This window comes from Paracnuella aquatica (assembly GCF_003332885.2).
Lineage (GTDB): Bacteria > Bacteroidota > Bacteroidia > Chitinophagales > Chitinophagaceae > Flavisolibacter > Flavisolibacter aquaticus.
The window spans coordinates 243,968-268,484 of record NZ_QOWJ01000005.1; the positions used below are offsets into that span (position 1 = coordinate 243,968).

A 24,517-nucleotide genomic window follows, 5' to 3' on the forward strand; every position below is an offset into this window, starting at 1 on the left:
GTTGGTAAAAGTTTATGGAGTTGGATTTTAGTTTGGTGGGTTCACGAGTTCACGGGTTCACGAGTCGGTTTAAGAACCTGTGAACTGGTGAACCCGTGAACTTCAGAAACTGAACTCTTCTACCGGTAATACTCCTGCCGGTCGGTTACAATGACGCGTTGTTTTTTTACAAAACGGCGCACCAGCAGCAAGCCGGCAATAAAGCCACCGATGTGGGCTGCATAAGCTACGCCCCCTGCTGCTTCATCGCCGCCCAGTGCGCCCAGCCCGTTGATGATTTGAAACACGAACCAAATGCCTACGGAAAGAAATGCAGGAACTGTGACGATGGTGAACAACATCCACACATGCACGCCGCGCCGCGGAAACAGGAGCATATAACCGGCAAGCACACCCGAAATAGCACCTGATGCACCAAGGCTGGGTATGAGCGGGTTGTGGCCCAGGAATGCAGTAGTAAACACATGCGCCAGCCCCGCCAGCACGCCACACAGCAGGTAAAAGAGGAGGTAGTTGCGGTGGCCCATTACATTTTCGAGGTTGTCGCCAAAAATCCAGAGATACATCATATTGCCCGCCAGGTGGGCCACGCCGCCGTGCATGAACATGGAGGTAAAAAGCGTTAGGTAAACCGGTACCGGCGTGTATTGCAATCCGGGCATTTCGAGCTGCTGGCCGGTGTAAGGATCGGTGAATATTTTAGAATCGGTGACGATGTCGGTGCCGGTAAGGATTTCGCCGGGCACGGTGGAGAATGCATAGGTAAAGCCGATGTTGCGGCCAAGCTCCTGCCAGTACACAAACACCAGGATGTTGAGTGCCAGTAATGTGTAGTTGACAAAGGGAGTGAGGCGGCGGTCGCGGTTGTCATCGCCAATGGGTATGAGCATGAACCAGTGATTTGTATGATTGGGAATGAAGGGCAGGAGGCGGCATTACAGGCAGCACCCAGCCGGTGTAGAGATTACAAATATCTTTCCAAGGGTTTTGGGGTTTAATGCGCAGGAGAGGCTGTTTGCTGCGCAATGAGCAGAACGTAGAAGTGTGCGACGCAACAGCAGCCCAATAGCAATACAAAAGTTGGTTACCAAATAAAGATTCCATCTTTTGAAATGATGGCATCTCTTAAAACTTGTTCCCGTTTGCATGGATACCCGAGCCTGCGAACGGCACATAACCTGCAATGCCGCAAATGCGAACAAACAGGAATCATTAAAATCATCACTCATCACACAGATCACCGGTCAAAAAAAAGTCCCGCCGGGTGGCAGGACTGAATGCGTTTGTAGGTGTATGGTCTGGTTTAGTAGCCGCCGCCGTAGCCGCCGCCACCTTTTTTGAAACCGCCGCCTCCGGAGCCGCCGCCACGGTTAAAACCGCCACCGCCGCCGCCGCGGTTGAACCCGCCGCCGCCACCGCCGCGATTAAAGCCGCCGCCACCGCCGCCGCCGAAGTTCTTTTTGAAGCCACCACCGCCGGCACCACCTTCTTTGGGCCGAGATTCGTTTACCACCAGGTTGCGGCCGTCTACTTCGGCACCGTTCAGATCGTTAATGGCTGCCTGCGCCTGCTCGTCATTGGCCATTTCCACAAAACCAAAGCCTTTGCTGCGGTTGGTGAATTTGTCCATAACGATTTTTGCAGATGATACTTCACCATAAGGGGTGAACAGGCCGGCTAAGTCCTGATCTTTCAGGTTCCAGCTAAGGTTTCCAACGTAAATGTTCATTGTGAGATAGGTTTAAAAATGGTTGCCAACAGTGCGCCCCGAACAATGAACATTTGGAAACGTTCAATGAAACATGGAAACAAAAGAACACTGGTGCCTTACGAATATAAAAGTTTTCTCTTGAATTAATGAATAATTCAAATGGAACAAAATTTTTTTCGAAAGGTGCAATTTGGGCTGTTTGCAGGCCCCGTTTGCCGGTATAAATGCAAAAAGCCTGCACCCCGGTGCAGGCTTTTGTATGCAGTGTAAACAAATGCTTATTCGGCTACCACTTCAAAGTCAACTTCGGCAGTGTTGCCGTTGCCAAAATCTACGGTGGCTTTATAAGCACCCAGCTCTTTTACTTCATCGGGAAGGCTGATTTTGCGGCGGTCGATCTCGTAACCTTTCTGGTCGCGGATGGCACGGCTGATTTGCAGTGCGGTAACGCTACCAAAGATTTTGCCGCTAGTGCCGGTCTTGGCGCCCACTTTCACGGGAGCTTCCTGCAGTTTGGCAATTACGCTGTTGATCTGTGCCAGCATTGCAGCTTCTTTCTTAGCGGCCACTTTCAGGCGCTCTTCCAGTTGCTTGCGGTTGGAGGGAGAAGCCTCAACAGCAAAACCTTGCGGGATCAGGAAGTTACGGGCATAGCCGTTTTTTACCTTTACCAGTTCGTTTTTGCCGCCCAGGTTATCTACGTCTTTGATCAGGATAATATCCATGTTGTTTTGTTTTACCAATAGCTGTTAGGGCTACTGTCATCACCCACCTATTTGCAGGTGAATTAGGTTAAAGATTCTATTTCAGCAGGTCGGTCACATAAGGCAACAGTGCCATCTGGCGTGCCTTTTTGATGGCCTCACCTACCAGGCGCTGATACTTCAGCGAGTTGCCGGTAATGCGGCGGGGCAGCATTTTGCCTTGCTCGTTCAAAAATTTTTTCAGGAACTCTACATCTTTATAATCGATGTATTTGATTCCGTACTTTTTGAAACGGCAGAATTTTTTAGGGCGCTTTTCCTGCTTGATCGCTGTCAGGTACTTGATCTCATTAGGTCTAGCCATTGTTTACCTCCGCTGCTTTTTCGGTTCCGGTAGGTACGCCACTTCTTTTCTTTTGGTTGTACTCGACGGCGTATTTATCGAGACGTGTTACCATGTGACGGAGTACGGACTCGTCACGCAGAAGCTGGATTTTCAGCTTCTCATTGAAGTCGGATGGCGCAGTAAATTCCGCAACCCAGTACAAACCAGTGGTTTTTTTCTGGATTGGGTACGCCAGTGATTTCAGTCCCCAAGGATTTTCAGCAACGATCTGGCCGCCATTGTCGGTAACCAGAGTTGTGAATTTTTTCTGAGCGGCTTTGAACTCATCGTCGCTCAGAACAGGGGTAAAAATCACCATCAATTCGTAATTGTTCATGATCCCTGTTTAAGGTTTAAAAATTAAAGAGGCGCAAAGGTAGGGAAAAGTTGGTAGAGTCGGAAGTCCGAGGTCGGCAGTCGGAAGACGGGAAAGACAGGAGTGACGGAAAAGAACGTAAAGAAGAGCAGAAATTAGTGGTGATTTCAGTTTAAAGCGTTGCGGAATCCAAAATGAAAAAGTGATTTTTGAAAAATGCTGAAGAGTTTATTTAACAAGAAATACTATAAGCTGAGGTTGAAAACCAAAGGTTTTACAAGGTCAAACGGAAACGCGGATTAGAAAATCAAGACACACCTTCATCTTTGTATTCTGCCTTTTGTCTTTCGACTTCCGACCTCGGACTTCCGACTCTACCGTCTTTGCCGTTTCCCGCTACTCACTTTCCCGCACGTCCATCACTTTCAGCTGCAGGCTGCGTTCGCCGTTCCATTCGTTCACGTCAATTTTAAATACCAGATCGAAGGGCTTGCCCGATTGCACCACCGGCCATTTTTCGGCCATGCCAAAGCCGATGCCAGTAATGGAAGTTCCATTTTGGCGGACCACAAAGCGGAGGTGGGCTTCTTTAACTACTTTACTATAGCCCGAGTTGGTGACGCGGCGGGCTACAAATGTGGGGTTCATATTGCCAGGGCCAAAGGGTTCCATCTGGCGGAGGATGTCGTAAAAAGGCCAGCGGATGTCTTTGAATTCGATTTCGGCATCCACTACAATTTCGGGTACCAGCAGTTCGGGGTGGATGGATGCTTCCACCACTTCTTCAAAGCGTTGGCAAAAAGCGTCCACATTGTCGGCATTCAGCGTCATGCCGGCGGCATAAAAATGGCCGCCATAGCCCAGCAGCAAGTCTTTACACTGATGGATCGCTTCGTACACATTAAAGCCTGCCACGCTACGTGCCGAGCCGGCTACGTATTCGCCGGATTGGGTTAGAATAATCGTCGGGCGGTAATAATGATCAATAAGCCGGGATGCCACGATGCCCACCACGCCTTTATGCCAGTGCGGCTGGTACAAAACGGTGCTTTTGCGTTTTGCCAATACCTCGTCGTTTTGAATCAATGCCAAAGCTTCTTCGGTAATGTTGGTGTCCGCTTCGCGGCGGTCCTTGTTGTCGGTGTGGAGTTGTTCGGCCCAGGTTGTAGCTTCTTCCAGGCTGGTAGCAACAAACATTTGCACGGCCTTTCGGGCATCGTCCATGCGGCCGGCGGCATTTACCCGGGGCGCAATAATAAACACCAGGTTGTTGATGCCGAATTCGCCTTTGAATTCGCCCAGTATTGAAAGTGCCTTGATGCCGAAGTTGGGTGATTCGTTGGCTTTTTTCAATCCAAAGTGCGCCAGTATCCTGTTCTCGCCGGTAATGGGCACAATGTCAGCAGCAATGGCGGTAACCACCAGGTCGAGGTATTCAAAAACTTCGGAGTCGGGGAGACGCAGCTGTTGCGCCAATGCCGTCATCAATTTAAACCCAACGCCACAGCCACACAGCTCTTTATAAGGATAGCGGCAGCCGTGCTGTTTTGGATTTAAAATGGCCACAGCCGGTGGCAATTCTTCATCGGGCAGGTGGTGGTCGCAAACGATAAAATCGATGCCTGCGGATGCTGCGTATTTAATAAGGTCCACCGACTTGATGCCGCAGTCGAGTGATATAATTAAGGTATAGCCGTTTTCCTTTGCAAAATCAATCCCGGCACGGCTTACGCCGTATCCCTCGCGATAGCGGTGGGGAATATAAAACTCGGTAGGGGCGTGCAGCTTTTTTAAAAACTGGAACATGCAGGCCACCGCGGTGGTACCGTCTACATCGTAGTCGCCAAACACCAGTATTTTTTCGCCCGACCCAAAAGCCCGCAAAATGCGGTCAACTGCCTTGTCCATGTCCTTCATCAGGAACGGATCGTGCAGGCCTGAAAGCTCGGGACGGAAAAAGCTGCGGGCCCCATCAAATGTTTCTACGCCACGCTGCACCAATATGTCGCACAACACGGGGTGTATGCGCAGCTCCTGCTGCAAGGCTAATTTTTTAGCCTCCTCTGCCTGTTGTATGCGCCATCTTTTCTCTTTCAACATCTTGTGTGGGTAGGTCAGTATTTACGGTCGGATATAAAACGAACCAGGTCTTCAAAACCATCCCGCACTTCGGAAGGCGGAAAATGGTGCAAAATATTCAGGGCGTCCCTTTTATACCCTTCCATTTTTTCGATGGTATAATCAATGCCGCCGCTTTTGGTTACAATGTCAATTACCTTATCAACGCTTTTCTTCCGGGTATTCTCGTTTTTAATAATATAGATCAGTTCCTTGCGGGTTTTTTTATCTACATTATTTAAGGTATAAATCAACGGCAGTGTTAGTTTTTTTTCTTTAATATCATTGCCGGTGGGCTTGCCAATGTTTTGCGCTGTATAATCAAAAAGATCGTCTTTTATTTGAAATGCCATACCTACGGCTTCGCCAAAGGTCCGCATTCTTTCCGCCACTTCATCATCTCCGGTAGTGCTCCAGGCACCGGCAGCACATGCTGCCGCCAAAAGCGATGCAGTTTTGTTGCGAATGATTTCAAAATATACGGATTCTTCCAGGTTTAGTGTGCGGCTTTTTTCCATTTGCAACAGCTCACCTTCGCTCATGCGGCGCACCGCCTCGGAAAGCAGCTGCAAAATGCGGAAGTCGTTGTTATCCAATGAAAGCAGCAGGCCTTTTGCCAAAAGGTAATCGCCCACAAGCACCGACACTTTATTTTTCCAAAGCGCATATACTGAGAAAAAACCTCTACGTTCAGCCGCGTCATCCACCACATCATCGTGTACCAATGTGGCGGTGTGTAACAATTCAACCAATGAGGCAGCGCGGTAAGTAGATTCGTTGATGGTGCCGCACAGTTTGGCGGTGAGAAAAACAAACATGGGCCGGAGCTGCTTTCCCTTGCGTTTTACAATGTATCGCATCACCCGGTCGAGCAGCGGAACATCACTATTGACGGCCTCTTTGAATTTTTTTTCGAAGGTTTTAAGCTCTTGTTCTATTAAGGTAACAGGTATCTGCATTCGTAAAATGCCCGAAAGGTACAAAGGAGGCTACAATTTGCAACATGTGGTATAAGAATTGCACCCCGGCAATTGGCAGGGATGGATATTATGCCAGGCAGTTGCTTCAAATAATTTAAAAGTTTGGTAATTGTATGTCAATATTTATTTTTGCCGCAGATTAGGACATTGTTTTTTCCAACTCAATTAAAAATTATGGCAAGCAAAAGGTACTCTTTTCTAACAGGCGTCTTATGTCTGTTGGCTTCGTACGGTTTTTCGCAGACGTCTACCACCTCCCAATCAGGGTACAGTGCATCAGATTCCTCTATTATTCCTTCACGCAGTATGCCTCAGCATACTGAGTTCATGAACGGTACATACAACTTTCCTGCAAAGCCCCGCAACCAGTGGGAGTTGGGCCTGAAAGTAGGTTCGGTGAACATCAGTGGTGATGTTGCTTCTCAGTTTCCTGGATTTGGTGCTGGTATCCACCTGCGCAAAGCCTTTGGTTATATCTTCTCACTGCGCGGTGGTTACATGTATGGTGTTGCCCGTGGTTTAAACTGGCAGCCATCTGGTAACTACAGCCAGAACGAAGCTTGGGATGGCTATACCGGTCAGAATGTTTATTACAACTACCGTACAGAGTTGAATGCTTTGTCTTTGGAAGGTATTTTCTCATTAAACAACGTTCGTTTCCACAAATCTAAGACCGGTGTAAACGTATATGCATTGGCTGGTGTGGGTTTGACCACATACCAGGCTCGTGTAAACAAACTGAACACTCCTGACGCCCTCTACAATTTCGCCAGCATTTCCGGCGGTGAGTACAAAAACCGTAAAGATACTCGCGATGCGTTGAAAGACCTGCTGGATGATTCTTATGAAACAGCAGCTGAAACCCATGGCGACCGCAAAGGCAAATTCTTGGGTGTAACTGCAATCCCTGCAGCCCACATCGGTGCTGGTGTTGCTTTCAAACTAAACAACCGCTTTAACCTCGCTATCGAAGATCGTTTCTCGTTCACTAAAGACGACCTGTTAGACGGCCAACGTTGGGCAGAACAAGGTCCTGGTAGCCCAGTGCTGACCCGCGACTTCGATGCTTATAACTTTCTTTCTGTTGGTCTGAATATCAACCTGGGTGCTAAATCTATTGAGCCATTGTGGTGGGTTAATCCGCTGGATTATGCTTACAGCGAAATCCGCAACCCTCGCCTGATGCGCCTGCCCAAGCCAGTACTGCCTGATGCTGATGGCGACGGCATTACCGACCAGTTTGACCTGGAGCAAACTCCCCAAGGTGTTCCCGTTGACTCTCATGGTGTAAGCCGTGATACTGATGGTGACGGTGTACCTGACTTCCGCGATAAAGAACTGGTTACCCCAACTTATTGCCAGCCTGTTGACGCTGATGGTGTTGGTAAGTGCCCATGCCCAGAAGGTTGCAACACCGTTGACACTTCAGCTTCGGCTTGTGCCGCTGCACTGGGTGCAATGCCAAGCATCACCTTCTCTGGTAACACTGTTCGCCTCTCTCAGGACGCACAAAGCCTGCTGGCTTCTGTAGCTGGCCGCCTGCGCAACAACCCCGGTTGCCGCGTAGTGGTAGTAGGTTATTGCGCTTCTAACAAATCGGCTCAGCAACGCAGCTGGGATCGTGTAAACGCAGTAATCAACCACCTGGTAGAACGTGAAGGCATCAGCCAGGATCGCTTTATCTTCCAGCATGCTCAGGAAGGTGGCGATTGCAACACTGTTGACATCCGTGCAGCAGCAGCTGGTGAAGAAGGACCGAGCAATGTTCCTGCTCCGCACCCCAACCTCAGGAGAAATTAATTTCCCCTAAAACAATAGAAAGAAGCCAGGCGCATCCAATGCCCTGGCTTTTTTTATTAAAACAATATTAACGGGCACCCAACACTAACAGTAGAGAAATTCCGGAATATTTGCCCAAACTGATTAACTTTGCCCACTTTTATGCGGTATCTCCTGGTTATATTTATAGCCTTTTCTTTTGTGGCCTGCAACGGCGTCAACAAGGTGCTGAAGAGCAAAGACCCTGAGTATAAGCTTCGCATGGCGGAACAGTATTACGCCAAGAAGAAGTTTTTATACGCCCAGCAACTTTATGAAGATGTGATCCCGTTTTTCAAAGGGCGCCCAGAGTTTGAGGACATTTATTATAAATACGCCTTTACCGCATATAACCAACAGGACTTTCTAAACGCCGAAAACCTGTTTAAAACATACCTGGAGGCATTCCCAACCAGTGGCCGTTCGGAGGAGATTGAATACATGCGGGCTTATACTTTTTATAAGCAATCCGCAAAGGCCGAACTGGACCAAAGCAATACGCTGAAGGCAATGGGCATGATGCAGACTTTTATCAACACCCACCCAACTTCGGCAAAGGCAAAGGAAGCCACCGATATTATTGATGCACTGCGCCTGCGCCTGGAAAAAAAGGATTTCAACGCCGCACAGTTGTATTTTGATCTTGGCCAGTTTAGGGCTGCCGCCGTATCGTTTAACTCGCTGCTCAACGCTTATCCCGACACGCAAAAGGCCGACGAATACAAGCTGATGTCGATAAAAAGCTATTTTCGCCTGGCTGAGAACAGCGTAGAAGAAAAGCGCCTGGAGCGTTTTGAAAAAGTGATTGAAGAATGCAACGACTTTATTGACCGCTTTCCTGAGAGCCCGCTACGCAGTGAAGTGGATCAACTGATAACCTCATCTAAAAACAACATTAAAAACGTAAGCAATGAGTCGGTTAAGACGCCAGCTTAGCACCAGCACCACCAATAATGTGGAAACGCGTAACCTGCAGGACCTGAAAGCAAAAACAGGCAACCTGTACGCTTCCATTGCCATTGTAGCCAAGCGTGCTAACCAGATCAATATTACCCTAAAAGAGGAACTGCACAACAAACTCGAAGAGTTTGCATCGCATACCGATAGCTTGGAAGAGATCCACGAGAATAAGGAGCAAATCGAGATCAGCCGGGCTTATGAAAGAATGCCCAACCCTGCAATCCTAGCTACCCAGGAGTTCATGGAAGACAAGATCTACCACCGCAAGAACGAAGACGATCTGTTCTCTTAATCGCGGATTGGAGGATTAGAGCACGTTTAAAGGATGAGAATTAATTATGTTGTATAAGCCTTGATAGTGAACGATCATTAAAAGCTTTCCAGCATCATTCGTTATTCTTTGTTTCTTGTTCTATTTTCTTTGTTCAAAATAATCGGGCGGCACTGCAATCAAGCGGTGCCGCTTTTTTAGCTTAAATGAAGTTTAATACGGGCAAAAATCCCTGCTTGGTCAACTCCTTCATCGGACTTCTAAATGCGGTCTTCCGACTTTTCCTACTTTAGCGCTATGTTTTCGGGAAAAAAAGTACTGATCGGCATCAGCGGGTCTATTGCGGCATATAAAATTGTGCACCTGGTGCGCCTGCTGGTAAAAGAAGGCGCTGAGGTAAAAGTGGTGATGACGCATGCCGCAAAAGATTTTGTTTCCCCGCTTACCTTGTCTACGTTATCGAAAAATGAGGTGCTGTCGGACTTGTTTGAAGCCGATAGCTGGGCTAACCACGTGGCTTTGGGCCGTTGGGCCGACCTGCTGCTGGTTGCGCCGTTGAGTTGCAACACGCTTGCTAAAATGGCAAACGGCCTGTGCGACAACCTATTGCTGGCTACCTACCTTTCCGCTACCTGCCCCGTAATGGTGGCCCCGGCCATGGACGAGGACATGTGGCACCATCCCACTACCCGCGAAAACCTAGGCCGGCTGGCAGCACACGGTTGCCATGTTTTGCCGGTAGCGCATGGCGAACTGGCTAGTGGCTTAATCGGCGAGGGCCGCATGGCCCAACCTGAAGCAATCCTTGAGGCCATCCATGCGTTTTTAATTACTGCTCAGGATTTTAACGGAAAAAAGGTATTGATTACCGCCGGGCCTACATACGAAGCCATCGACCCGGTGCGTTTCATTGGCAATCATTCGTCTGGTAAAATGGGCTATGCATTGGCAAAAGAATTTCAAAGGCGTGGTGCTGCGGTAACCGTGGTGTCGGGACCGGTTTCATTGCCAGCCCTGCCGGCTCCGATCGAAACGGTAAAAGTGCAATCGGCAGGCGAAATGTATGCGGCCTGTATGGAGCATGCAGCAACCTACGATATAGCGGTGATGGCCGCTGCAGTTGCTGATTTTACTCCCGGCGCCATTGCCCCGGAAAAGATCAAAAAGAGCGGTGCAGCATTGACCCTGAACCTGGAACCAACAAAAGACATTTTGGCCACCTTGGGTAACCAAAAACGGGACGGACAGGTGCTGATTGGCTTTGCGCTGGAAACAAACAATGAAGAAGCCAATGCCCGCCAAAAACTGGAACGTAAAAATGCCGATGCAATCGTGCTTAATTCGTTGAACGATACCGGTGCGGGTTTTGGCAAGGCTACCAATAAAATAACCATCCTTATAAAGGACGGGCAAACGTATTTTTTTGAAACAAAAACAAAAGAGGCCGTTGCGACAGATATTGCCAATACGGTGCTGAAGCTGATTCCATGAAAAAACCTTTGATCCTTATTCTATTATTGTGCTGCATGCAGTGGGCGGGTGCGCAGGAACTGCAGGCCCGTGTATCGGTGGTGGCTAACCGCGTGGGCTCCAACGTAGACAAAAAAATTTTCAATACCCTGCAAACCTCCTTGTTCAACTTCCTGAACAACCGCAAGTGGACCAACGAAAGCTACCTGCCGCAGGAGCGAATTAAATGCAATTTTCAAATCACCATCGACCAGGATGCAGGCCAGAATATTTACAAAGCTACCCTTACGGTGCAGGCTGCACGGCCGGTATATAATTCAATTTATGAGTCGCCGGTAATTAATTTTCAGGATGGAAACCTCACGTTCCGTTATGTGGAGTTTCAGCCGGTGGAGTTCAACGAAAACCGTGTTCAGGGCTCCGATCCGATGGCGGCTAATTTGCCCGCTATGTTGGCTTATTACGTAAATATTATTTTGGGTGTAGATGCCGATTCGTTTGCGCCGGGTGCCGGAGAGCCTTTTTTCCGTAAAGCACAAAACATTGTGAACAATGCACCGGAGGGCCGCGACATCAGCGGATGGAAGACTTTTGATGGCGTTCGCAACCGATTCAGGCTGGCCGAAAATTTTACCGACAGCCGTTACAATGCGCTGCACGAGGCTTATCACGCATACTACCGTCAGGGCATGGACCAATTTTACGACGAGCCCACCGAGGCCCGCAAAGGCATCATTCATGCATTGAATGTGCTAAACCGACTGAATACCGAGATTCCGAACTCTATGGGTGTGCAGTTTTTCTTTGGTGGCAAAAGCAATGAACTGGTGCGGGTGTTTAGCAAAGCCGACCCGGCACAAAAAGCACAAGCCCGTGACCTGCTGTTGAAACTGGATGTTGCCAATGCTACGGCCTATAAAGAATTGAGATGAAAAAACTGCTGCTAATATTGGTGGTGGCCATTGGTTGCAACAGCAAACCGGAGCTGCCGAAAAATATTTTACCGCAACAAAAAATGCAGGCCATTATGCTCGACCTGATCCAGGTGGATGGCCGCATTGCCAATGCACTTCCTGCCGATTCGTTGATCCGGCTTCCGGCATCGCGGTACCGCATGTACCAGCAGGTGCTGGCGCTCCACGGCACCAATAAAGCTGCGTTTCAAAAAAGCCTGCAATACTATGAGCAAAACCCGCCGCTGCTGAAAGAAGTAATCGACGCGATGGATGAAAACCTGAATCGCCAGATAAACGACACTGCAAAAAGAGCCAAGCCGCAACCACCCAAGCCAATGTAATGCAGCTATTCTGCTATTTTTTTTGCTTTAAAAGTTGTACGGCCTGATAGCTTTTTATCACTGCGTAAAACACCTCATTCCTTATTGCTGCAAGGCATTTTGGTAAAAGCTAAATGCCCTACATTTAATGCATGAACAAAGTATTTGCTCATGCAATGGATGCCCTGCACGATGTCGCGGATGGCGCCACATTGATGCTCGGTGGATTCGGTTTGTGCGGCATTCCCGAAAATTGCATTGCGGCCCTTGTGCAAAAAGGAGTGAGCGGTTTGACCTGCATTTCGAACAACGCCGGCGTGGATGATTTTGGCTTGGGCTTGTTGCTGCAACGCCGCCAGATCAAAAAGATGATGAGTTCTTATGTTGGTGAGAATGCAGAATTTGAACGACAACTGTTGCAAGGCGAATTGGAGGTAGACCTTATTCCGCAGGGCACTTTGGCCACCCGCATACAAATGGCGGGCATGGGCATCCCAGCTTTTTTTACACCGGCAGGCTACGGCACCGAAGTTGCGCAAGGCAAAGAGGTGCGGGAATTTGATGGTAAAATGTACCTCATGGAAATGGCGCTCCATGCCGACTTTGCCTTGGTAAAAGCTTGGAAAGGCGATACAATGGGCAATCTTGTTTTTCGCAAAACCACCCGCAATTTTTCCACCTCGATGGCCCGTGCCGGAAACATCACCATTGCAGAAGTAGAGGAGCTGGTGCAACCCGGCGAACTCGATCCGGACAGCATTCATGTACCCGGTATTTATGTGCACCGCATTTTCGAAGGAACGAATTACGAAAAACGAATTGAACGCAGAACGGTGCAGCAATAAGTTTACAGTTTAAGGTTGAATGTTAGAGGTTGTGGAGATGAATGGATTGCTGTTGTTCAATTAAGATTGAGATGACCTTTGGTTTTCAATAACCTTAAACATTAGACTTTAAACTTTACACATCAATCACAACACTAAAATTTCCGCCTCATGGCATTAGATAAATTCGGCATTGCCCAACGCATTGCAAAAGAATTAAAAGACGGCATGTATGTAAACCTGGGCATCGGCATTCCAACGCTGGTGGCCAATTACATTCCCGAAGGCATGTTTGTGATGCTGCAAAGTGAAAACGGTATGTTGGGCATGGGACCGTTCCCAACCGAGGCAGCCATTGATGCCGACCTCATAAATGCCGGTAAAGAAACTGTGACGATTTTGCCGGGTGGCGCTTTTTTCGATTCGGCGGAAAGCTTTGGGATGATCCGCGCAGGCAAGGTGGACCTGACAGTGCTGGGTGCCATGGAAGTAAGCGAAACAGGCGACATTGCTAACTGGAAAATTCCGGGCAAAATGGTGAAGGGCATGGGGGGCGCCATGGACTTAGTTGCATCGGCAAAAAATATTATTGTTGCGATGATGCACACCAATCCAAAAGGCGAATCGAAACTGCTGCCACGCTGCACGATGCCACTTACTGGTGTGGGTTGTGTAAAAAAAATTGTTACTGACTTGGCAGTGTTGGATGTAACAACTGATGGTTTTAAGCTGGTAGAAACCGCACCGGGCGTAACGGTGGAGGAAGTACAGGCAAAAACCGCTGGGCGGTTGATTGTATAAGTCTTTTTCTGATTGTCCTTCGCAAATGTGAATGTGGAGATTCAGGGAGGATGTTGTCTTCGGATTACAATAAAATTTAAAAGCAATAAAGGTTTGCACCTGCATTGCTTTTTTTATTTCGGTGTTTTGCATTTGTCATGCTGAGCGCAGCGAAGCATCTGAGTTCGGCAAATCGTACAATTGTGGTTAGTTCAGATCCTTCCTTCGTCAGGATGACAAGCAAAAGCGTGCTTGAAAATCAAAGGGCCAAATATGAATGATGGTAGAGGACACTTATTCCAGTCAGTGGCTGTCATGCCGAACTTGTTTCGGCATCTCCTTCTGCCTTATTACACTCCGCGAGATGATGGGGATGCCGAAACAAGTTCGGCATGACAGTTAATAAATGGAAACTGTTTACTACAGGTGTAAGGGTGAAGCCCAATAGAAATACAGAACGTATAAGAGTGCGACGCAACTGCAGCACAATAAATATTCAACTGTTGGTTACATAAAAACAAAACAGCCACTCGAATATGAGTGGCTGTGCAAAGAAGTAAGTGATTGATAAATGTGTGATGCTTTAATCACCGCGCCACTTAATCAACAAGATTATTCTTCACTGCAAAAAACACCAGACCTGCAGTGTTCTTGCTGCCAAAACGCACCATCAGCCTGTCTTTGATCGCTTCTACAGTGCGGGGGCTGATCTCCATTTTCTGGGCTATTTCCTGCGCAGTATATTCCATGCAAATAAGCTTCAACACTTCCTGTTCTTTATCGCTTAGCGTAATTTCCTGGCTAAGGGAAGGTGCTGTTTTTTGCTTGGCATGTGCCCGCTTCAGCAAGATGCGGTTGACAAAGTTGTTGAGGTAATATCCTTTTTCATGCACGTCCATGATGGCTTTGCGGATTTCCTGCGGCTCCGCATTTTTCAACAGGTATCCATGAGCGCCGTTTTCCATCAGGTGGTACACAAAGCGTTCGTCTTCGTACATGCTCAAAACTATAACATGAATCTGCGGGTACTGTTTACTCAACTGCTTCGTGGTTTCAATACCGTCTTTCACGGGCATGCGCAGGTCCATCAGCACCACGTCGGGGATCGATGCCGGCAGGTTGTTCAGCAGTTCTTCGCCATTGTCGGCCTCCAGCACAAAGCGGATGTTGGTAAACGGACGCAGCGACAGCACTACGCCTTTGCGAAAAATTTTATGGTCATCGGCAATGGCAACTTTTATTACCTCCATACATCAAAATAGTGACACTAAAATATGATTAATGAACAAGGATTTCTTCGGGATCTTCCTGTGGAATAGAGATGGTTACTTTGTAATAGGTTTGCGACGGGTCCTTTTCAAAGTAAATAGATCCGTGTGCTACTTTCAGGCGGCTGCTGATGTTTTTCAAACCCAGTCCTACGGTGCTTTTATTCAGTTTTTCAAAATCGGTTTGTACCAGGCCGCGGCCATCGTGATGGATGCGCAGGATAAAATTATCGCCCTGTACATTTTGCGTTAAATGAATAAAGCTGGCGTTGCTGTGTTTTAATATATTGTTCACCAATTCCTGCACCACGCGAAACACATTCAACTCTTTTTCGTTTTTCAGGCGGTCTTTATAATCGTGAAAACGACTGCTGGCATTCATTGTACCCGAGCCGCCAATTTTTTGAAACAGGTCGTTCACCGCCGACTCCAATCCAAAGTTTTTAAGGGTGGGGGGCATCAGGCTGTGGCTGATGTTGCGCACCAACTGAATAGTATCATCTAGTATCTGGCGAATCTGAAAAATGGATTGGAGCTGCGTTGATTTATCCAGGTTCACCAGGTTTTCGGTAAGGTACAGGCGGGCTGTAGCCAGCAGCGGGCCGGCATCATCGTGCAGGTCGGCAGCAATGCGCTGGCGTTCTTCTTCCTGCAGGCGGATGGAGGCAGTGAGCAAAATCTTTTGTTGCTCTTCTTCCATGCGCTGCAGCTGCAGCTGGTAGCGAATGACTTTACGCTGGTGAAAAATGATGAACATGATCAACCCCACCGTAAGCACCAACATGCCGACAGTACCCAACAAAAGCGCCAGTGAAACATTAAATTGAGGGGCCGAACCTTGCAGTAAAAACATCGCTTAAGTAAGAGCTTTTATTTGGTGGATACGAGGCGGTGTTTTTTCGTTGCGGCTAAGGGCAAAAACAAGTATGGCGATAGAGAACAATACATTTTTGAGAATCAGGAAGATATCGATAATGAACCAATATTCGTTTACCATTTGCTGTGGTAGCTGATTGGCAAATATGTACATAAAGAAACATCCGGACAAGTAAATCATAAACGCGATTACTACCCAAAACTGGTATTTATTATACAGGAATAACACGGATGTATTATTCATTTCCTCATACAGGTAGTAAAACGAGAAAATAAGGATAAGAATGGTTTCAACACCGATCGGAATGGAATCGATGCGGACGAATTTTGCTGTAAAAGTGTAAACCGCTAAAAATGCAATAAATAGTAACGATAAAACGAGGATCGCTTTTTTTGCATTTTTGGTCTTGATGCTGTAATAAAGAAATAGAGCAAAAAGTAAATATTCCTGTAGCGTTACGCTACTATAAAAGACATTTTTAAAGCCTTTAAAGGATAATGTCAGGCTTAAGATATCAGCTAGTCCAAACAAAAATGAATAGATTACCAGTATCCACAGGCTTTCTTCTTTTTTAGTTTTGTTGTAATAGAAGAAAAAGAAAGAAATCGGTAAAAGCCCGGTTAAAGCAGCAGTATAATATAAAAGGTTTTCTATAGTTCGGAATTTTGTCCAAATATAGAAAACCTTTACAATTTTTTTAGAGGCAGATCTTTGGCTCTAGAATAAATTAGTCCTGAGCCCACCAAGGAGTATCCTCTTGGGGAGGAAACGAGCGGAAAGTTTTTGTTTTCATAACGAAAGTTTTAAAGGTTTAAGCTGATGTAAACTTCAACCCTTTTGTTTTCTCGTTCAACAGGTCAATTTAAGCGCAAAAACTTCGTAAGCTCATCAAATGGCTGGTGGTTAACGATTTAAGCCAATTCTTTGCGTAACAGTACGGACTAAAATGAGGTAAAAGCCCTTCGTGTTGTTCGTATTTTTACTATGCTGCTTTTCCTATTTACATGCTAAAAAGAACTATTCGTTGGCCAAATTCTTCTGTTTTCAATTAACTGCTAGCGGATGAGCCTGTTCAAATCCGGGGTGCTTCGTAATATATAATCCGTTGGTCAGCCGAACCGTGTTGTAAGATAGATGAGCCTGTTCTATTTTAACCCTGGGTGTTGCAACATTATTTTTAGATGAATTGCATGGGGTGTTTCTACTGCGTACTTTTACGTTGTCTGATATCGTAGGATCACCCACATAAATATCTGTACTCATATTAGGCTGCTAAGCTGCCAAAGAGTAGTTTTACGGTGCTTAAAAAAAACTAAGTTTGCCGGGCTTTTAGCAACGCCTCAAGCTACATTCACAAACCGCACACCACCCCGTCCATGAGCAGTGAACTGATTAAAGTATCCATCGCTGACGACCATAAAATCTTCAGGGATGGATTGAAAATGGCGTTGAGGGACCGAGAATACCTGAAGATCCTTTGGGAAGCCGAAGATGGTAAAGACCTCATGCACAAGCTGAAGATCAAACAGCCCGATGTGCTCCTGATGGATATCCGGATGCCCGAAGTAGATGGGATCAACGCCATCAGCCTCATTCGCAAAGAATACGAAAACCTCAAGATCATTGTGCTGACGATGTACGATGACCAGGAGTTGATCACCAAAATGATGGAGATGGGCGCCAACGCCTATCTGACCAAAACCACCGACCCCGACGAAATTTACCAGGCCATCCTCACCTGTATGAACGACGACTTTTATTTTAACGACCTGGTGAACAAAGCCGTGCTGCTGAAACTGCAGCACAAAAAGTCGGTGCGCCAATTTTATCCGAATCCAGTCAAGTTTTCGGAGAAGGAACTTAAGATCCTGAAGCATATTGCGGAAGACAAAACCACGGAAGAAATTTCGAAGGAGGTGTTCCTTAGCCCACGCACCATTGAAACCATACGGCAAAAAATGAAGGAAAAAGTGGGCGTGAAAACCATTGCCGGGCTGGTGATGTATGCCATGCGCAATAAGCTGCTGGATTAATCAATGTTTCAGGTTCAAGGTCTAATGTTTAAAGTTTGCCGCAGTTTAGAGCGCTCAATTTTACCCTTAGCCTTGAACGTTAAACCAAATAACTGCCCATGTCGCAAGCAATATCCCAAGCGCACAATACCTCGTTTTTCAACGGCATTTACCAGGAAGTATGGCGCCGCATGATCCACCCGGGCCTCACCGAAGCGGAGCTTCCTTTTCTGGAAGATGTTTGCGGGTTGCAGCCCGGTCAGCGGGTGCTGGACCTGATGTGCGGCTATGGCCGCCACTCGCTGGGGTTGGCACGCAAGGGATACCAGCTTACTTCAATCGACAGCTCAGAAGGCTACGTAGCCGAAGTGCAGGCAATGGCGGCGGCTGAAGCCTTGGCGCTTACCGCTCTGCACGGCGATGTTTCCACTATGACCTTTGACGGCCTGTACGATGCTGCCATTTGCATGGGCAATTCGTTTACTTTTTTCAACGCGGCATCGGTGTGCAGCCTGCTGCAGCAGTTATCGGTGGCGCTAAAACCCGGTGGCCGTTTTGTAATTGACACCTGGATGATCGCCGAAATTGCGTTCCGCCATTTCCAGGAGCGGGCCTGGCACCAGGTAGATGAGTTTCGCTACCTCATTGGCAGCCGCTACCTCATGCATCCATCCCGCATCGAGGCCGAACACTTGATTATTACCCCTGATGGGAAAGTAGAAACGCTTTTGGGCGTGGATTATATTTTTTCCATTGCCGAATTGGAAACTTTTTTGGCTGACGCGGGTTTTGCGCTGCAGGATGTTTTTTATACGCCGCGAAAAAGGCGTTTTCAGTTGGGCGACAATCGGGCCTATCTCGTGGCTGTAAAAAGCTGATTGGCCGGAAAAGCAGTGGCCTAACTAAGATTGTCGTGGTTGTTTTGTTTCTTTGCGTAGTTTTACCATAATTTTAAAAAACCGTTTTTCCTATAAGCCCATTTGGGCGACCAATAAACTGCTTCTTTAAAGCCTTTCCTTATGAAGAATCTTGATGATAAACCTATCCGGGTTGCCATCGCCGATGACCATCACTTATTCCGTGCCGGTGTTCGCACCTCGCTTTCCAGCCGGAAAGACATCTTAATGGTGGGTGAAGCTGAGAACGGTATGCAACTGCTGAACCTGCTCCGCCACATCAAGCCCGATGTGATCTTACTCGACATTCAAATGCCCATTATGGACGGGTTGGCTGCGCTGCCCGAAATAAAAAAGCTGCACCCCGATGTGCGGGTAATTATGCTGAGCATGATCAACGATGCCTCCATGATTACGCGGATGATGGAAGTGGGCGCCAACTCGTACCTCACCAAGGAGTCGGATTCGGAAGTAATTTACCAGGCCATCCGCACCTGCCACGAGGAGGAGTTTTTCTTCAACGACCTCACCAACAAGGCATTATTAAGCGGCTTGCGCAGCAAACGCGTTGCCGAAGCTTCGGCCCCTGCCGAAGTGCACCTCACCGATAAGGAAGTAACCATCCTGAAACTGATGTGCGAAGAAAAAAGCACCAAGGAAATTGCCGATATGGTGGACCTCAGTCCCCGCACGGTAGAAGCCATCCGCGATAAGCTGAAAACCAAAACCGGCGTGAAATCGATGGCCGGCCTGGTGATGTATGCCGTAAAGGCCGGCATCGTACAGCAAGCTTAAGTGTACCTTTTTACTGAAAACCGGCACACCGCCGGTATTCCATATATTTTTTAAAATGCCACTGTTCAACGCAGTGGCATTTACATTTGCGCCATGGGGTTTATTTGTTTCAATGGTGAGCTTTTGCCAGCGGGCCAGCCAGTTATTGCGGCTGCCAACCCCGGCTTTCGGTACGGCGAGGGGCTGTTTGAAACCATGAAAATGTTGCAGGGAAATATCCTGCATTTCAGCCTCCATTGCCAACGCTTGCAGCAAGGCTTGAGCCTGCTGGGCATGAGTCCGTTAGCGGCAGATAACAACGCAATAGCGGGGCAGGTAAAATTGCTGGCGCAAAAAAACGAGTGCCTAAAAATGGCCCGTATCCGCTGGACCGTGTTCCGGCAGGAAGACGGCACCGCCGGCTATGTGCTGGAAGCGTTTGCACTGGAAAGCGAAGCATTTCGCTGGCAGGAGCGGGGCTGGCGATTAGGCTTATACGCGGAAAACACAAAAGCTACCGGTCCACTGGCCAACCTGAAATCAGCCAATTATTTAGTATATCGATTAGCAACTGCGGCAGCCGCACAGCAAGGCGCAGATGAATGCATCGTGCTCAATGCACACGGGCATGTATGCGACGGATCGCGAACCAATATTTTTATCCTAAAAGATGGGCTGTTGCAAACGCCACCGCTAACCAGCGGATGCGTAGCTGGAGTGATGCGCAGGCATGTGCTCCAATTTTGCAGCGCAAACAATATTCCCTTTGCTGAAAAAGATTTATTGCCCAATGACCTTTTGGCCGCCGATGAAATGTTCCTCACCAACGCTATCCAGGGCATCCGTTGGGTAAGCCATTTTAAAGGCAAGAAGTATGGAAATGCTTTTACCAAAAGCCTGTATGAACAACTGCTGGCAGCAGAATATCAGAAAGCTTTTTAATCAATGGCCGCATTTACAACTGTTACTAATAAATAGCTTCGGTAAAACGTTTAACAACGGCCAAGTCAGCCGCATTTTTATTACGCGGCAAACAAATCTTTCGGTGTACCAATCCCTGCATTTTTACAATAGGTAGCATACAATTGCTCAATGGCTTTGCGGCCGGCTGCGCCAAGATCCAGCGAAAATTTATTTACATACAAATCAATGTGCTGGTGCATCACGGTCTTGTCCATGGCCTGCGCATGTTGTTCCACGTAAGGCGGCAATGCGGGATATTGCGCAAAAGCAGCCTCTAGGCTTTTCCGAATGAGGCGGTCAACTTTTTCCTGTATCGACACCGGCAAACTGCGCCGCGCAGCAATACAACCCAACGGGATGGGCAGGCCAGTTTCCTTTTCCCAATATTCGCCCAGGTCGAGCACTTTGTGCAGACCACGTTGGGCATAGGTAAAGCGGTTTTCGTGGATGATGAGGCCCAGGTCGAAGCTGCCGGTCAGCACGCTGTCTTCAATTTCGGAAAAAAGGACCGGGGTGCGGTTGGTGGCTTGTGGAAAAGCAAAATGAAGCAGGAAATTGGCCGTTGTGTTTTCGCCCGGTATAGCAATGCGCTGAGCGTTCACCTGCTCGGCGGACACGGGCTCTTTTGAAATCAGCAGCGGACCCACACCGTTGCCCAGCGCCGAACCTGCATTTAAAATCCGGTACTGGTCGGCCGTGCGAAAAAGGGCCGGGAAGCTAAGTTTTGAAACATCCAGTTTGTCCTCCAGCGCCCACCGGTTCAGGGTTTCCACGTCTTCCAGCACCGGCTCAAACTGCAACCCTTCGGTATCAATTTTCCCGTTGACCAGCGCATCAAAAATAAACGTGTCGTTCGGGCAGGGCGAAAATCCAAGAGTCAGTTTCATAGGTCCATTATTTTGTCGATCAATGTATTGAGCTCGGTGTGCAGGTTTTTAATGGCTTCGGCCATTTTCCATTTGCTTTTATCCCGTTCGCCAATGGCGTTCGAAATGCTGCGCACCTGCAAAAAAGGCACGCCTTCCTGCAGGCACACATAGTGCAGCGCCGCACCTTCCATGCTTTCGGTTTGTGCGCCCCAGTGCAGCCGGTACTGGCGGATGCGTTCGGGGTTGGTGGATATTTCGTTTACCGTAATGCCCCGCACCAATTGCAAACCCGGCAAGGCCAGCCATTTGGCGTTGGGGTTGGGTAAAAAACCTTCCGACCACGGAAAGCTGTTGGGGTCAGTTAGCCCGAGGTCGAATACGCTGCGAAAGGCCTTTTGTTCCTCCACGCCCACATCGCCAAATGTATCGGTTTGCACCACCACGGTTTCGCCGGGCAGCAAGGTAGCATCCAGCGTACCGGCAACACCTGCCTGGATCACCAGGTCGGGTTTGTGGGTAACCAGTTGCCGCATTAGGCTGTACACCGACGGGCCCATGCCCACGCCAGTGATCATGAATCGGATGCTTTGGTGGGGCCGCAACATGCGGTTGGCCACCGTTGCCTGCAAGGCCGCCAGTTCCATTTCGGTAGCTGCGCAAATAAGAAGTTGCATGGCCGCAAATTTAACCCATGCAACCGTAATCTGCCGTTGGCGGTTACCTTTGTGCAAGTGCTGTCGTTTTAAAAGGGAACGGGTTTAAACAATGGCTCCGCTTGTTTGTTTACCTTGGGCAGCCGCAATTTGCAGGGCTTTTTTACGGGCAGCAACTACAAAAACACCAGGAACCAAAATACATGAGCAAACGTGTAGCCATTTACCGAAGGGAACACTTTAATGCCGCACACCGGCTGGCCCGCCCCGACTGGAGCGATGAGCAAAACTTCAGGGTTTTTGGCAAATGCAGCCTGCCCAACTACCATGGCCACAATTACGAACTGGAAATAAAAGTGGTGGGCGAAGTAGATAGCCGCACCGGTTTTGTGATGGATATGAAAGAGCTGTCCGACCTGGTGAGTGAGCAGGTGTTGGAGCGGTTCGATCATAAAAACCTAAACCTCGACACCGAGGAATTTAAAAGCCTGAATCCCACCGCCGAAAACATTGCAGTTGTGATTTACGACCTGTTGCGGCCACACCTGAAACCGGCGCTGGAACTTTTTGTGCGGCTTTACGAAACGCCGCGGAACTTTGTAGAATATCCTGCCTGAGCAATATTTTTTAGCAGCATGGCTGCTGTTTTTTTATAACAACAAATACAATGGCTTACAATAAACTGGAAACTTATAAAGAAGACGTTACGGACGGTTTGGTAAAAAATTACCGCGAGGTATTGCAACTGATTGGCGAAGACCCCGAGCGGGAAGGATTGGTGAAAACACCGGAACGCATGGCCAAGGCTTGGCAGTTTATGACACAGGGCTACCACCAGGATGCGGTGGCTATTTTAAACTCTGCCAAGTTTCATGAAAACGTAAGTGAAATGATCCTGGTGAAAGACATCGAATTGTACTCCATGTGCGAACACCACCTGCTGCCGTTTTATGGCAAGGCACATATAGCCTACATCCCCAATGGCTACATCACCGGCCTCAGCAAACTGGCCCGCGTGGTGGATGTTTTTTCCCGCCGGCTACAGGTGCAGGAGCGCCTTACCACACAGATTTTGGAAGCGGTGAAAGAAGCGCTGAACCCCTTGGGTGTGGCCGTGGTGATTGAAGCAAAACACCTGTGTATGATGGTGCGGGGCGTGCAAAAGCAAAATTCGGTAACCACCACATCGGCATTCGACGGGCAGTTTCAAAGCACTTCGACCCGGATGGAATTTTTAAAACTGATTTCAGCTGATTTGAGCTAGGTGGTTCGGGCTTACTGGTCAGGCCACTGGCAAGTGCGCTTTCCGGCAGGAGTCGCTCACAAGTGGCCAGACCAGTAAGCCCCAGTAACCGCAGTTTTCCTGTATTTTCGCGGCAAATTTTTCTTGATGAAGCATGCATTCGTTTTCCCGGGACAGGGAGCACAGTTTCCGGGAATGGGCAAGCATTTTTACGAAAACAGTTCTTTTTCCAAAAAAATTATTGAGCAGGCAAATGAGATACTGGGCTTCCGTATTTCGGATGTGATGTTTGAAGGCTCGGAAGAAGACCTGAAGCAAACCCGCATTACCCAACCTGCTATATTCCTGCATTCCATCATTGCTTTTAAAAGCATCGACATGGGCCGCCCCGATATGGTGGCAGGTCATTCCCTTGGCGAGTTTTCGGCCTTGGTGGCCAACGGCACCCTCAGCTTTGAAGATGGATTGAAACTGGTATCGCTGCGGGCACAGGCCATGCAACAGGCTTGCGAACAGCAGCCTTCAACAATGGCTGCCGTGTTGGGTCTAGCCGATGAAAAAGTAGAAGAAATTTGCGCACAAGTGGCGCAGCAAACCGGCGAAGTGGTAGTGCCGGCCAACTATAATTGCCCCGGCCAGCTCGTTATTTCTGGAAGCGTTAAAGGCATTGAAGAAGCCTGTGTGCAACTAAAAGCAGCTGGCGCAAAACGTGCCGTGGTGCTGCCCGTAGGTGGTGCTTTTCACTCGCCGCTGATGGAGCCGGCCCGCCAGCAATTGCAGGCGGCAATCGAATCCACCAATTTCCACCAGCCATCTTGCGCGGTGTATCAAAACGTGGTGGCCAAAGGTGTAGTAAACCGCGAAGAGATCAAGCAAAACCTGATCGATCAGCTGACCGGTGCAGTGCGCTGGACGCAATGTGTGCAAGCCATGATTGGCGATGGCGCTTCGCGTTTTACCGAAGTGGGCCCCGGTAAAGTGCTGCAGGGACTGGTGCAAAAAATAAACAAAGAAGTAACTACCGAAGGCGTAGGATAACCAAGGCTTTGGGACGTAATGTAAAAAAAGGAGTGCAGGGACGCATTCCTTTTTTTATTGGAATCATAGTATTTTATTGCAGAGCTTGTAATTTCGTTGCACAAACTACTGTTTATGAAGAAGCTCTGTACCCTACTGATGGTCGCCTTTTTGGCTGTCAACTCGTTTGCTGCCGTTACACCGGTAAAGCCAACCCTCAATGAGATGGTCTAATTTTTCTGGACAGTTGACTTGCGTAAATTAGCAAGTAACAATGCAGCACAAAAATGCACAGAAACCCCGGCGCAAGTACGATGCTTCCTTCAAATCGG

Annotated in this window: 27 protein-coding genes; 15 read left to right on the top strand and 12 right to left on the bottom strand. The window is 48.2% G+C overall.

Going from position 1 to position 24,517, the window contains the following annotated elements:
* Positions 1-119 precede the first annotated feature (119 nt).
* The 7 genes from DRJ53_RS10065 to DRJ53_RS10095 all read right to left on the bottom strand — a co-directional run bounded on the left by DRJ53_RS10065 (position 120) and on the right by DRJ53_RS10095 (position 6,193).
* A complete protein-coding gene (locus DRJ53_RS10065; protein WP_114235489.1) occupies positions 120-890 on the bottom strand; it encodes a rhomboid family intramembrane serine protease in 771 nt (256 codons plus the stop codon).
* A gap of 413 nt (positions 891-1,303) precedes the next feature.
* Positions 1,304-1,729, bottom strand: a complete 426-nt coding sequence (locus DRJ53_RS10070; protein ID WP_114235490.1) for an RNA recognition motif domain-containing protein — start codon at positions 1,727-1,729, stop codon at positions 1,304-1,306.
* Positions 1,730-1,989: 260 nt separating this feature from the next.
* On the bottom strand, positions 1,990-2,436 hold the full coding sequence (rplI, locus tag DRJ53_RS10075) for a 50S ribosomal protein L9 (protein ID WP_114235491.1): 447 nt from the start codon (positions 2,434-2,436) through the stop codon (positions 1,990-1,992).
* Between the two features lie 76 nt (positions 2,437-2,512).
* Positions 2,513-2,779: a 30S ribosomal protein S18 gene (rpsR, locus tag DRJ53_RS10080; protein ID WP_114235492.1), complete on the bottom strand. Its 267-nt coding sequence runs from the start codon at positions 2,777-2,779 to the stop codon at positions 2,513-2,515.
* A complete protein-coding gene (rpsF, locus tag DRJ53_RS10085; RefSeq protein ID WP_114235493.1) occupies positions 2,772-3,137 on the bottom strand; it encodes a 30S ribosomal protein S6 in 366 nt (121 codons plus the stop codon). The genes rpsR and rpsF overlap by 8 nt, the downstream gene beginning before the upstream one ends.
* Before the next feature lie 375 nt (positions 3,138-3,512).
* A complete protein-coding gene (gene recJ, locus DRJ53_RS10090) occupies positions 3,513-5,216 on the bottom strand; it encodes a single-stranded-DNA-specific exonuclease RecJ (protein ID WP_114235494.1) in 1,704 nt (567 codons plus the stop codon).
* 14 nt (positions 5,217-5,230) lie between these two features.
* Positions 5,231-6,193, bottom strand: coding sequence for a polyprenyl synthetase family protein (locus tag DRJ53_RS10095; RefSeq protein WP_114235495.1), 963 nt, complete (start codon positions 6,191-6,193; stop codon positions 5,231-5,233).
* Positions 6,194-6,541: 348 nt separating this feature from the next.
* Between DRJ53_RS10095 and DRJ53_RS10100 the strand changes: the two genes are divergently transcribed.
* From DRJ53_RS10100 to DRJ53_RS10135, 8 genes are all read left to right on the top strand, one after another.
* On the top strand, positions 6,542-8,014 hold the full coding sequence (locus DRJ53_RS10100; protein ID WP_241558513.1) for a hypothetical protein: 1,473 nt from the start codon (positions 6,542-6,544) through the stop codon (positions 8,012-8,014).
* Positions 8,015-8,155: 141 nt separating this feature from the next.
* Positions 8,156-8,968: an outer membrane protein assembly factor BamD gene (locus DRJ53_RS10105; RefSeq protein WP_114235497.1), complete on the top strand. Its 813-nt coding sequence runs from the start codon at positions 8,156-8,158 to the stop codon at positions 8,966-8,968.
* Positions 8,943-9,284, top strand: a complete 342-nt coding sequence (locus DRJ53_RS10110; protein ID WP_114235498.1) for a DNA-directed RNA polymerase subunit omega — start codon at positions 8,943-8,945, stop codon at positions 9,282-9,284. The genes DRJ53_RS10105 and DRJ53_RS10110 overlap by 26 nt, the downstream gene beginning before the upstream one ends.
* Before the next feature lie 276 nt (positions 9,285-9,560).
* Positions 9,561-10,754: a bifunctional phosphopantothenoylcysteine decarboxylase/phosphopantothenate--cysteine ligase CoaBC gene (gene coaBC / locus DRJ53_RS10115; protein ID WP_114235499.1), complete on the top strand. Its 1,194-nt coding sequence runs from the start codon at positions 9,561-9,563 to the stop codon at positions 10,752-10,754.
* On the top strand, positions 10,751-11,665 hold the full coding sequence (gene porD, locus DRJ53_RS10120) for a type IX secretion system protein PorD (protein WP_114235500.1): 915 nt from the start codon (positions 10,751-10,753) through the stop codon (positions 11,663-11,665). The genes coaBC and porD overlap by 4 nt, the downstream gene beginning before the upstream one ends.
* The gene (locus DRJ53_RS10125; protein ID WP_114235501.1) at positions 11,662-12,030 is read left to right on the top strand and encodes a DUF4296 domain-containing protein; all 369 of its coding nucleotides are present in this window, start codon (positions 11,662-11,664) and stop codon (positions 12,028-12,030) included. Before porD ends, DRJ53_RS10125 begins: the two co-directional genes overlap by 4 nt.
* Before the next feature lie 131 nt (positions 12,031-12,161).
* Entirely contained in the window at positions 12,162-12,854 is a 693-nt protein-coding gene (locus DRJ53_RS10130) for a CoA transferase subunit A (RefSeq protein ID WP_114235502.1), read from the top strand.
* A 150-nt stretch (positions 12,855-13,004) separates the two neighbouring features.
* Entirely contained in the window at positions 13,005-13,634 is a 630-nt protein-coding gene (locus DRJ53_RS10135) for a 3-oxoacid CoA-transferase subunit B (protein WP_114235503.1), read from the top strand.
* Positions 13,635-14,212: 578 nt separating this feature from the next.
* Here the strand turns inward: DRJ53_RS10135 and DRJ53_RS10140 are convergent.
* From DRJ53_RS10140 to DRJ53_RS10150, 3 genes are read right to left on the bottom strand one after another with little or no spacing between them, the layout of a single operon-like run.
* On the bottom strand, positions 14,213-14,863 hold the full coding sequence (locus DRJ53_RS10140; protein WP_114235504.1) for a response regulator transcription factor: 651 nt from the start codon (positions 14,861-14,863) through the stop codon (positions 14,213-14,215).
* Positions 14,864-14,891: 28 nt separating this feature from the next.
* Positions 14,892-15,734: a sensor histidine kinase gene (locus DRJ53_RS10145; RefSeq protein ID WP_114235505.1), complete on the bottom strand. Its 843-nt coding sequence runs from the start codon at positions 15,732-15,734 to the stop codon at positions 14,892-14,894.
* A gap of 3 nt (positions 15,735-15,737) precedes the next feature.
* Positions 15,738-16,289, bottom strand: coding sequence for a hypothetical protein (locus DRJ53_RS10150; protein WP_114235506.1), 552 nt, complete (start codon positions 16,287-16,289; stop codon positions 15,738-15,740).
* Between the two features lie 845 nt (positions 16,290-17,134).
* Here DRJ53_RS10150 and DRJ53_RS10155 point away from each other — a divergent pair.
* The 4 genes from DRJ53_RS10155 (at position 17,135) to DRJ53_RS10170 (ending at position 20,382) form a co-directional block, all read left to right on the top strand.
* Positions 17,135-17,791 (top strand): response regulator transcription factor, encoded by a 657-nt coding sequence (locus DRJ53_RS10155; protein WP_114235507.1) that lies wholly within the window; start codon positions 17,135-17,137, stop codon positions 17,789-17,791.
* Positions 17,792-17,889: 98 nt separating this feature from the next.
* Positions 17,890-18,648 carry a class I SAM-dependent methyltransferase gene (locus DRJ53_RS10160; RefSeq protein WP_114235508.1) on the top strand — a complete coding sequence of 253 codons (759 nt, stop codon included), beginning with the start codon at positions 17,890-17,892 and terminating at the stop codon, positions 18,646-18,648.
* Positions 18,649-18,789: 141 nt separating this feature from the next.
* The gene (locus DRJ53_RS10165) at positions 18,790-19,461 is read left to right on the top strand and encodes a response regulator transcription factor (RefSeq protein WP_114235509.1); all 672 of its coding nucleotides are present in this window, start codon (positions 18,790-18,792) and stop codon (positions 19,459-19,461) included.
* 93 nt (positions 19,462-19,554) lie between these two features.
* The gene (locus tag DRJ53_RS10170; RefSeq protein WP_114235510.1) at positions 19,555-20,382 is read left to right on the top strand and encodes an aminotransferase class IV; all 828 of its coding nucleotides are present in this window, start codon (positions 19,555-19,557) and stop codon (positions 20,380-20,382) included.
* An 80-nt stretch (positions 20,383-20,462) separates the two neighbouring features.
* Here the strand turns inward: DRJ53_RS10170 and DRJ53_RS10175 are convergent, their stop codons facing one another.
* Entirely contained in the window at positions 20,463-21,290 is an 828-nt protein-coding gene (locus DRJ53_RS10175) for a 1,4-dihydroxy-6-naphtoate synthase (protein WP_114235511.1), read from the bottom strand.
* Positions 21,287-21,946 carry a futalosine hydrolase gene (gene mqnB, locus DRJ53_RS10180; protein WP_123893486.1) on the bottom strand — a complete coding sequence of 220 codons (660 nt, stop codon included), beginning with the start codon at positions 21,944-21,946 and terminating at the stop codon, positions 21,287-21,289. Before mqnB ends, DRJ53_RS10175 begins: the two co-directional genes overlap by 4 nt.
* Before the next feature lie 182 nt (positions 21,947-22,128).
* On the opposite strand from mqnB, the gene DRJ53_RS10185 reads away from it, so the two are divergent.
* From DRJ53_RS10185 to fabD, 3 genes are all read left to right on the top strand, one after another.
* Entirely contained in the window at positions 22,129-22,542 is a 414-nt protein-coding gene (locus tag DRJ53_RS10185) for a 6-pyruvoyl trahydropterin synthase family protein (protein ID WP_114235535.1), read from the top strand.
* A 50-nt stretch (positions 22,543-22,592) separates the two neighbouring features.
* On the top strand, positions 22,593-23,189 hold the full coding sequence (gene folE / locus DRJ53_RS10190; protein WP_114235513.1) for a GTP cyclohydrolase I FolE: 597 nt from the start codon (positions 22,593-22,595) through the stop codon (positions 23,187-23,189).
* Between the two features lie 126 nt (positions 23,190-23,315).
* Positions 23,316-24,206 carry an ACP S-malonyltransferase gene (gene fabD, locus DRJ53_RS10195; protein WP_114235514.1) on the top strand — a complete coding sequence of 297 codons (891 nt, stop codon included), beginning with the start codon at positions 23,316-23,318 and terminating at the stop codon, positions 24,204-24,206.
* The last annotated feature ends 311 nt before the right edge of the window (positions 24,207-24,517 follow it).